Below are 9507 nucleotides of genomic sequence, written 5' to 3'. Positions count from 1 at the left end.
CGTTGCGCGCCCCCTGACCACTTCCGGTGCCGGTGCGGCCCGCAACGCCGTGCTACGCGCGACGTCGCGGCCCGCACCGGACATTTCTACTTTGCGCGCCACCGGACATTTCTATTTTGGGTTGACAGCCCCCTTGGAAACCGCCGCCTCCGAGCGCGACTACTTACCCGCCGTCGGCGCCCCGCTGAGCACCCACGCGACCACGGTCCGAATATCGGCATCACTCATCCGCGGGTGCGAGGGCATGGGAATGACACCCCAAACCCCGGCCCCGCCGTCGCGCACCTTCTTCTCCAGCCGGCTTTCCGCGCCCGCATCGCCCTTGTACTTAGCGGCGATATCCCTAAAAGCGGGCCCCACAAGCTTCCGATCCACGGTATGGCATCCCAGGCAGGCGTTCTGCTGAGCGATTTGATACCCCGCTGGCGCCGAAGCCGCGACCGCCGCCCCGGGCCACGCCACCCAAACCATCCCAGCCAAACCAACAGCCAGCCCACCCCGCAAAAACCCGCTCATCATTGCTTAACCTGCCCCGAACTCCCCGGATGCACCTCCGTCGAGTTCGAAACCGGCGCCGCCGTCTTCTGATCCAACGGCTGCGCCGTCACGCCGCCCATCGGCACCGCCCCCACCGTCGGCTCAGCCTCGGCCGATTGCGCCGAACTAGGCGCGCTCGCCGCTTGCCCCGCCGCCGGCGCCAAGGTCTGCGCGTCTTCCGGCTTGATGTACTGGAACACCTTCACGACGCTCATCACCCCCGGCACGTTCGCCGCCACCGCCGCCCCGAGATTACCCTCCTGCGTCGTCACGAGCCCCATCAAATAGATGTTCCCGCGCTCGCCCACCACCTTGAAGTCGTTCGCCGAAATGCCCTTCTCGGCAATCAACGCCCCCTTCACCCGGGCCACCAGGTACGAGTCGTTCGCCCGGTCGGAAAACGATGTCTTCGGCGCAATGGCAATCTCATTGACGATCGATTCGACGTTCCCCACGCCGCGCGTGATCTCTTCCGCACGCCGCTTCGCCGCATCCGTCGGCACTTCACCCGTCAGCAGCGCGCGCCGGTTGAACACCGTCACGTCCACGTGCGTGTCGTCACCCAGTTCGTTGGCGATCTGCGAATAGGCCTTCACCTGAATCTCGCGATCCTCGGTTTGCGTGCCCACCGTGCGACGATCGGTCGCCACCAGCGCCCCGCCGCCTGCCGCGCCCGCCACCGCCAGCACACACCCCTGCAACGACGCCACCAATGCCGCCGCCGTCGTCACCGCCAGCGTTCCACGCACGAACGTCTTCATGACGCGATCTGCCCTCATCAACGAACTCCTTCGAAGTCAATCTTCGCCGAGCAACATGGCATCGATGCCGTCGCACAAGCAGTGAATAGCCAACACATGCACTTCGCGAACCCGCACCGCCCGCCGCGACGGCACGCAAATCTGTATGTCCAAATCCGCCAGCGCTTCGCCCACCTTGCCGCCGCCGTCCCCCGTCAACGCAATCACGATCATTTCGCGCTCGTGCGCTTCCATGATCGCTTCGAGCAAATTAGCCTCATCCCCCGCCGACGCAATGACGAGCAGCACGTCGCCCGCATGACCCAAGGCGCGCAACTGCTTAGCGTAGACGGTATCGAATGCGCCACCCGCGCTCAGCGCCGTCAGCACCGAGCTATCGGCCGTGAGTGCGATGGCCGGCAAGCTAGGGCGCTCGCGCTCGAAGCTGCCGATCAAATGCGCGGCGAAGCACTGGGCGTCCGCTGCGCCCGCGCCGTTGCCGCACGCGAAAATCCGGTTGCCGTTCGCAAGCGCACCGAACAAGGTGTCGATGGCCGCGGCAATCGGCATCGACAACGCATCCAGCGCCTCGAGCTTCAATGCCGCGCTTTCGCGAAAATGCTGTTGAATTCGTTCGACTGACATCGGTTCTCTATTCTGCCGGCCCCGCCAATACGCGGCCGTTCGTCAGCGCGCAAGTTTACCGTACTGGCCGGTCTCCTCAGGCACGTTTTAACTCCCATCCTCGCGAAAAGCGTCGCGCAACCAAATCAGCCGCCGCCCCTCGAACACGACGACATCGAAGCGGCAAGCGCTAGCGCCCTCGCCCCGCGTCGCCAAGAAGTACCGAGCCGCCAGCAAGATACGCCGGCGCTTGTGTGCGCCAATGCTCGCCGCCGCCCCGCCGTATCGCCCACCCGCCCGCGCGCGCACTTCGACGAAAACGAGCGAGCCGTCCCGGTCGCGCATCACGAGATCGATCTCCCCGCCGCGGCAACTGACGTTCCGTGCGACGAGGCGCAGCCGCTGCCGCCGCAAAAAATCAAGCGCGTGCGCTTCGAATACGGCTCCGAGGCGTTTCGACTCGCCCCGCCCGGAAAAGTTGTCCACACCATTCGATCCGCTTTCACCCGGCGGCCGCGGCCCGCGCCCACCCACCGTCGCCGCCTGCCGCGCATGGCACAATGGCGGCCTTCCCTCGCTCGTTGGCGTCTCTCGCTTCATGTCCGATCTCCTCGATCTCGCGCAGCGGCAGCAGTACCCGGCCGCCACGCTCTATGTCATTGCAACGCCGATCGGCAATGCCGCCGACATCACGCTGCGCGCGCTACACGTGCTCGGCCTAGTCGATCGCATCGCCGCCGAAGACACACGCAATACAGGGCAGTTGCTCGGGCTATACGGCCTGTCCAAGCCACTCGTGGCCGTGCATGAGCACAACGAGCGGGAAGCAGCCGAACGTATCGTCGAATGCCTGCGCGCCGGGGAACGCGTCGCCTATGTCTCCGACGCCGGCACGCCCGGCGTATCCGACCCGGGCGCCAAGCTCGTCGACGCCGTGCGCGAAGCAGGCTTCGCCGTCGTGCCGCTGCCCGGCGCGAGTGCAGTGACGACGGCCGTCTCCGCCGCCGGGGATTTTGTCGGCACGTTCTCTTTCCTCGGCTTTCTGCCGACGAAAGCCAAGCAACGCGCCGCGAATCTGCAATCGCTCGCCGCGCATCCGCACGCGATGGTCTTTTACGAGGCGCCGCATCGGATCGTCGAAACCGTGCAAGCCCTGGCCGACGCGTTCGGCGGCGAGCGGCAACTCCTGGTTGCGCGCGAATTGACAAAACTACATGAAGCGATTCACCGCTGCACCCTAGCCGAAGGGCCAACGTGGCTCGCTGCCGACCCGAATCGGCAACGCGGGGAATTCGTGCTCGTGGTTCAAGGCGCACCGGCTCGCACCGACGAAGACGAGGCGGCGCACGACGCGCTGCTGTCGTTGTTGCTCGAAGAGGTGTCCGTCAGTAGCGCGGCACGGCTCGCGGCTACGATTACCGGGGCCTCTCGGAACGCGCTGTATGCTCGGGCGTTGGAGATATCGAAGCGGGAGGGCTGACGGCTTTGTGGCGGGCAGCGCGCTATCGATCGCAGGCGCCGCGCTCAACACGCGCGGCGATTCTTCAAACAAGCTCGATCGCGCCGGGTAACGGCTTCCCTCTCACGAGCTCGGCTCCGTTCTGCGCCGACACGAAAGCCAACTGCACGAAGCTATTTACCGGCGCGTAATGCGCAAAAACAGTTTCGAGCACGCGTGCAAATACACTCATCGCGCAATCGGCGAGCAGCGCCTCGTCGACGGCCAAACGCACGCGCATACCCCGCATCAAGCTCGGTTGCGGTTCCCTTACCACCCAGTCCAGCGCGTTTTCGTGCGAGAGATGGATCAAGCTCTCGATGTGCCGTTTTGCGCACGCCGATTGCGATGGCGCATGAGCCGTCAATAGCGCCTTGAACGCAGGCAGACCGGCCTCGCAAATCGACAAAGGCCCCGCCGACAGCATCGCAACCACATCCCATAGCTGATTGCGCACATTCGACCGGGCAACGCTTGGCGTCGGCCGTATGGACATCGACACGCGCCCCGTCAGCGCCTCATTGCTGTAGACGAAGTCCCCGCTCGGATAATCGATCTGCAACTTGGCGGGCGCATTGCCGTTCGTGCAGGTTAGCTCCATGCCAATCTGCGTTCGCCGCACCGTCAACGTCCCGCCGCTGGCATCAACGAGCGAAAGCAGCATGTTCTGCTCCGCCTCTGTTTCGGCGAACCGTGTATCGCGTTCTATTAGCCAATACATCGGAAAGTCATGTTGAGGCGTGTGATACGTGTGCTTAGAAAAGGACAAAAAGGGCGAGACGTTCCTGACGATGGTTCCCTTCGGGGTATCCATGGTGGCGGTGACTTCGTCGACGCGGTACACCACGGCCTCAGGTCCGCTCACCTCGCCCGGCATGATCGGGAAGACGGCGGGCTTCGTCTGTTCTTGTGCGATCGGCTCTGCCCGCGTGACGAACAAATTGACGACTGGCGTGCAGAGCAATATGAAGTTCGCCGCGTCGATCGCTTGCAGATGTTGGAACAGGTGCGAATCGCGATGCACGCCCTTGATTGGCAAATGCAGGGTCACGCTATGACACGAGCCGGCGATCTGCATTAGCGCGGAGACGTCGACATCGATAAAGTCGAACTTCTCCGGGAACGAGAAGTATTCGAGCAGGACTCGGAAATGTGACTGATTCGTGTCGCGCCGCTCGATGAGCGCCTCGGCAACATCAAACCCCGCCGCCGATACCGGCACAGGATCCAAGGCAATCCAAGTTCCGTTTCCGTCGACTTCGACAAACGCATTCGATGTGCGAAGCAACAAGGTATCGATGATGGCGGCAACCTCGCGGCGATTGCCATCGACGAAGACGCGTACACGTTCGGGAATAGCGCTGCTCGACATGAGGCCCGCAGACAGCCCGCCGAACTTGATCGAAACGATGCCTGTCGTTTCCTCGTGCAACCGAACCTTTGCTGGGGCTGAGGTGGGCGGCGCGTACCCTGCGTCGGTGATCCGCAATGGCGAGAAAGTCACATCGTAGACCGTACGAAATCGATACTCACCGGTCCGCGTTTTGAGTTCGGTTCCGCGTTCGACGGTGCAGGGACTCGTCAGCTTCGCGATGGCCTGGCCGCCTTCGAAGCGGGCGATTGAACATGACGGGAATGGTCGGAGATACTCCGGTCGAAGGATCTCGAGTAGGCCGGTCGGCAATTCCGGGTAGTTGTCGTTAATGCGCAGGCTCGCTCTAGCATTGAGCAGCGCGGCGGATTGAATCAATCGTTCGATGTGCGGATCGTCCGAGTGCTCACCGGAAATCGAAAGCCGCGCCGCAGCTTCTGGGTTGCGTTGCGCGAATTCAGCGAGGGACCCGCGCAATATCGCCAATTCATGCTCGTAGTCGGGGAGTAGGTCGTCGACGGAATCGGTCATAGGCGGCCCGACGTCGGGATGCTCGATATCAGTGTCGCGCCGCAGGAGGTTTTGTGCCCGTGGAAGGCGACGGGACGGCCGTCGATCAAGACCTTGTCATCGCCTTCCATGATCGTGCATTTTTGATGTCCAGATACCGGGCATGCGCATTCGTCGCCGACGCATGCAACCGCCCGATCCATCACGGTCGATTGTTGCCTGCCTTTCTTTACGATGCCGCCGTGCGACGTTGAATCGCCGACGCGAATCACTCCGCGCATGTTTTCATACTCCAGGTTGGGTTGTCCCTTGCATGCCGCCCTCGTTAGTACGTGAATCCTTGTCTCGGGTACGCGACGTCGCGCCGGCGTCCCCACCAAGGAAGGTATGCATCGCCCTCCCCGCGCGCCCTGAACCAGTTTCGCGCTGTATCGATCGGGATCAACTGAGCCGGCGGTGTGACGATCACCGCGCTCAGTTGGGTGGGGTCCGTTGTGCCGGCAACCAAGACATGTCCCCCGAGATGATTCGCTCGGCCGATCGCCAGCGCTATGTCGGTAAGTGCTGTTCCGGCTCCCATCTCGCCGAGCAACCCCGGCGTGTTGAAGGTCTGTTTCCGGAAGTCGAAGTCGGGCAACGTCTCTGTAAGTGTTTGCCCCAGCGCCCCAATGCGGTCGGAAGCGGCGTCGCTGCCCTGGCCGGCGTCGTGGATGACATAGCTGATGTCGGATGATTTGATGTTTGCATTGACGGCGGCAGCGTCGATCGCGGCTTTCCAGGCTTGCACTTTGCGGGATGTGCCTACCTTCCGCTCGAAGTCGCTAACGTTCGCGGACGCAACTCGGCTGATCCAAGCGAGGGGATCACGCTCGGTCTTCATATGCGGCCCTGCAAGGATCAGCAGGGTCATGTTTTCGTTCATCTGCTCGTCGTCCGGTGGAAAACTGGGGGCATCCCAGTTCATCACCCAAACGCTTTCCTTCGGATGCGATTCAAGATAATCGAGGGCGGCGTTTAGCGAAGCGAAGCCTGCGTTGGGGCCGCCGAGGGTGACGTGAACGTCCGGTGGCGTGTCTTTGGACCACAGATCGGGAAAATAGCGGTTGCCAATGTTGAATAGCCCGACGATCTCCTCTTGCAAGCAATCACGTGCTGGTTCGGGCTCCAGCCTACCTACCGGAAGTGCGTATTCGACGTGTATTCCGGCCAGTTCGCGCCAATCGCGCTTCCACGTCGATGCCACTGTGTAGAAGTACTGTTCGTTCATCACATACCTATCGGCGAAAACCCGTAACAATCGGCGGACATACTTGCGATGAAATCCCTCAAATGTTTCCTCCCCCCAAAGGCCGTTCACTACGATGGCGACTGGTTGAACGGAACCGAATTTTGCCGGCTTGGTTCGCACCACATCATCGTTGGGATTGGGCTTAACCAGGCCGAGTGTCCATAGCAGTTGCCACTCCGTCGGGTAGTCTCGACGCTGCAGCGGATTGAGCCATTCGACGCCAACCACTTGCGCAGTGAATTTTTGAGGTGCTTCCGACGATGGCGATCCCGATTCGGCGCCTTTGATGGCATCCATCCGAGCTGGCGTAGCGGCAGCAGTGGAAAAGCATAGAACGGCAGTGGCCAGCAGCGCGGGAAACACGAAGAGTTGGACAGTCACTTCCTTCAGGCTCCATGAACGATGTGCAGCTTCGCCAGAGAACATCAGCACCGCAACACCAAACGACGCGCTAAGCATCACAAGTGCTGCCAGCCCGAAGCGGCGGCGCCAAGTAGAAATAAGGTTCATAGGACGCCGTCTCGCTGATCGAAGATCTTCGATGGCATCATCGCTTCGGGATCTGCCTTCAGCCAATCGCTCAACGGTTGCTTTCTCACGACGCCTTCCACGAAGTACTTGGCATACAGATGGTCAGGATCGTCGGTCTTCGAATCGTCGCCAAACCGCCAATCTGCAGCGACGCGAAGCTTCGTCAAATCTTCCTCCGACAAGTAGCAAAGCCCAATCGCCACGTCATACGCCAGCGCCTTCTCCGCATGCTCGGCATTGGTCATGATCGTCGAGTGATTCGTCGCGTTGTTGTCGACGCCCTGCCTGAGAATCGCGTTGATCTGGTCTTTGCGCCAATATTCGTACTCGACGCTTGCTTGGCTCGGGTCGTCTTCACCTACGACGTTGCCGTCCTTATCCACCCAGTCTGGGCGATTCTCGCGACGAACCAGCATCCTCAGCGCCGCATGGTCTTCGTACCGCTGCGCCGCCTCGGTTTGCACCGTGCCCAATCGTTCTCCTTGCCACGCATCGTAGGGATCGTTTGGATTCAACGGCGTGCCGTCGCTGCCCTTATCTTTGTTGAGGGCTTGAGACGGAGGATCGAAGCCCTCGTTGAAATCGCTCCGGTGCTCCCCATCCTGGACGATGGACACCGCGCCGAACCGGACCGCTTTCGGCTTGAACGGCGTCTTCAATGCAGGCGCATTGATATAGATCCGCCAATCGGGATCGGGGCTAGCATTCACCGGGATCCGCGTGAATACGTTGACCAAATACAGCACCGGCGCAGTGGCCAAAGTCATGATCTGCGGCAGCGGATTCATGCCCGCCCTCAGGCCGCGATCCAACGAGAAGCGAACGGCGGGCGAAGCCGGAAACCAGAACCCTTCCTTTTTATTCTTGCCACTGCGCCAGTCGTCGTCCCAGTAGTGGTAATACACACCGGTATTGCCCACTTCGAACCCCGACGAAAACACTCGCTGGGTAAACACACCATCGGCATTCGTATCGGCACGCTCCTTGTCGCTCAACCCACGCCAGCCGATGCCTTGGACGGTCTCAGCCGATATGACTTGATCATGCGGGCAGCAATAGAGCGTGACGCGTCCGTAAGTATGTCCGTTCAACCGGTGCGCGGTGCGATCGTCGCCCGCGTTGTACGCCGCGCCACCACTTGCTGACGTCCGCGAGTTCGCCATCTCCTCATCGAGTTCCGCAGCATTCGGCTCGCGGGCCGCGCGTTCACGCAAGATCTCGAAGTAAGCTTTCAGCGTCTCGGCGCGCGCCATGTAGCTTTCTCGTCCTCTGCGGCCACCCCGATCCTTGATGCCGCGCTGCGCCCATGAATCGGTCCCGATACTCGGCACAAGGCTATACGGCGGATTGCAGAGCACGTACGTATCGGCGACGCACCTGCCGCTCGCGCCAAACACGTCGGTCACCTCGGCAAGCCGGTCGCCGAGGAACGCGGCGGCCATCCCAACCATGTTTCCCTGACTATGACAAACCACTGTGATCGGCGTATCCGCCTGCTTTCGACGAATCGACTCGATCAGCTTGGCGAGGCGCAACGCGGCGAGGACCATGTAGCCGCGAGGCGGGCATTGGTACACCTTGCGTGCAGGCACGGAGTTCAAATGCTGCACGGTGATCCAAAGAAACAGCGTGTCGTTTAGCCCTTCGTGCCATAGATCGGGAAGGCTCGAGGTGCCGTTGGCAAACGGCCCACCGCCCCAGTAGTTTTGCTCGTTCAGAAAGATGTTCGACCCGTAACGCTTCAATTCTTCTTTATTGGCCTTGTATCCCCAGCGAAAGTGAATGACGGGGGAGAACGATGCTTCCTGCTTGATGTAAGTCTTGGAGGTCATCTCCGGATTGATGTAGCCATCCGCCGTCAAGCTCTCGATGTATTGCACTGGCAAGAGCTGCCCCGCTGCAATGCCCTTGTATTTCAGTTGATCGTCTTTCCGGCCGAGCCGCGCATTCAAGCCGCGACACAGCCCCTCTTCCGAGGCGCTGTACCATTCGCCGTCCGAATTCACGCCATGCACGAAGATGACGATACCGGGCAACGGCATTTGCTTCACGCAAATGAGCGACGCATCCCGGTCGAACAACATCATTCCGCGCGTGCTGCTTACGAGTACGCGCGGTATAGTCGAAGAAGCGGTCATAGATCGGTCCTCGCTTTCTTGCTTCTTGTTCTTGAAGAAAATGACGACCAACGGCGCGGCAGGCTGGGGTAGATCACGACGTGTTCGCTCGCTCAAAGATCAAGCGGGTGATTGAACACGTACTCACTGCGAACGGGCGAAAAGAGAAAGATTTTCAGACTACCTCACGCATCAACGACCCGCTCTGCATGACTGAGCATGCCAGGTGGAAATCGGTGCGTCGCTCTAACCAACAATTAGTACTCCTGAATAATCTCACCTTCCGGAGC

At 61.0% G+C, this 9507-nt stretch carries 9 protein-coding genes; 1 reads left to right on the top strand and 8 read right to left on the bottom strand.

Features of this window, described 5'->3' with window-relative positions:
- Positions 1-159: 159 nt before the first annotated feature.
- The 4 genes from MMB74_RS26700 to MMB74_RS26685 all read right to left on the bottom strand — a co-directional run bounded on the left by MMB74_RS26700 (position 160) and on the right by MMB74_RS26685 (position 2501).
- Positions 160-471 (bottom strand): c-type cytochrome, encoded by a 312-nt coding sequence (locus MMB74_RS26700; RefSeq protein WP_277431621.1) that lies wholly within the window; start codon positions 469-471, stop codon positions 160-162.
- Between the two features lie 44 nt (positions 472-515).
- On the bottom strand, positions 516-1316 hold the full coding sequence (locus MMB74_RS26695) for a BON domain-containing protein (RefSeq protein WP_277431620.1): 801 nt from the start codon (positions 1314-1316) through the stop codon (positions 516-518).
- Between the two features lie 18 nt (positions 1317-1334).
- Positions 1335-1922 carry an SIS domain-containing protein gene (locus tag MMB74_RS26690; RefSeq protein WP_277431619.1) on the bottom strand — a complete coding sequence of 196 codons (588 nt, stop codon included), beginning with the start codon at positions 1920-1922 and terminating at the stop codon, positions 1335-1337.
- An 87-nt stretch (positions 1923-2009) separates the two neighbouring features.
- Positions 2010-2501, bottom strand: coding sequence for a YraN family protein (locus MMB74_RS26685; RefSeq protein ID WP_277431618.1), 492 nt, complete (start codon positions 2499-2501; stop codon positions 2010-2012).
- On the opposite strand from MMB74_RS26685, the gene rsmI reads away from it, so the two are divergent.
- Positions 2500-3381, top strand: coding sequence for a 16S rRNA (cytidine(1402)-2'-O)-methyltransferase (gene rsmI / locus MMB74_RS26680; protein ID WP_277431617.1), 882 nt, complete (start codon positions 2500-2502; stop codon positions 3379-3381). The two genes, MMB74_RS26685 and rsmI, sit on opposite strands and share 2 nt — an antisense overlap.
- 64 nt (positions 3382-3445) lie before the next feature.
- On the opposite strand, the gene tssF is transcribed toward rsmI, so the two are convergent.
- The 4 genes from tssF to MMB74_RS26660 are packed head-to-tail and all read right to left on the bottom strand — an operon-like array spanning position 3446 to position 9238.
- Complete coding sequence (gene tssF, locus MMB74_RS26675) at positions 3446-5302, bottom strand: type VI secretion system baseplate subunit TssF (protein ID WP_277431616.1); 1857 nt, start codon at positions 5300-5302, stop codon at positions 3446-3448.
- Positions 5299-5562 carry a PAAR domain-containing protein gene (locus tag MMB74_RS26670; protein ID WP_277431615.1) on the bottom strand — a complete coding sequence of 88 codons (264 nt, stop codon included), beginning with the start codon at positions 5560-5562 and terminating at the stop codon, positions 5299-5301. The genes tssF and MMB74_RS26670 overlap by 4 nt, the downstream gene beginning before the upstream one ends.
- A 44-nt stretch (positions 5563-5606) precedes the next feature.
- Positions 5607-7079 (bottom strand): virulence factor, encoded by a 1473-nt coding sequence (locus MMB74_RS26665; protein ID WP_277431614.1) that lies wholly within the window; start codon positions 7077-7079, stop codon positions 5607-5609.
- The gene (locus tag MMB74_RS26660; RefSeq protein ID WP_277431613.1) at positions 7076-9238 is read right to left on the bottom strand and encodes a hypothetical protein; all 2163 of its coding nucleotides are present in this window, start codon (positions 9236-9238) and stop codon (positions 7076-7078) included. The genes MMB74_RS26665 and MMB74_RS26660 overlap by 4 nt, the downstream gene beginning before the upstream one ends.
- Positions 9239-9507 lie beyond the last annotated feature (269 nt).

It is taken from the genome of Trinickia sp. Y13 (assembly GCF_029522115.1).
Lineage (GTDB): Bacteria > Pseudomonadota > Gammaproteobacteria > Burkholderiales > Burkholderiaceae > Trinickia.
Note: the sequence above shows the minus strand (reverse complement) of the source record. Positions and strands in the feature narration are given on the sequence as shown.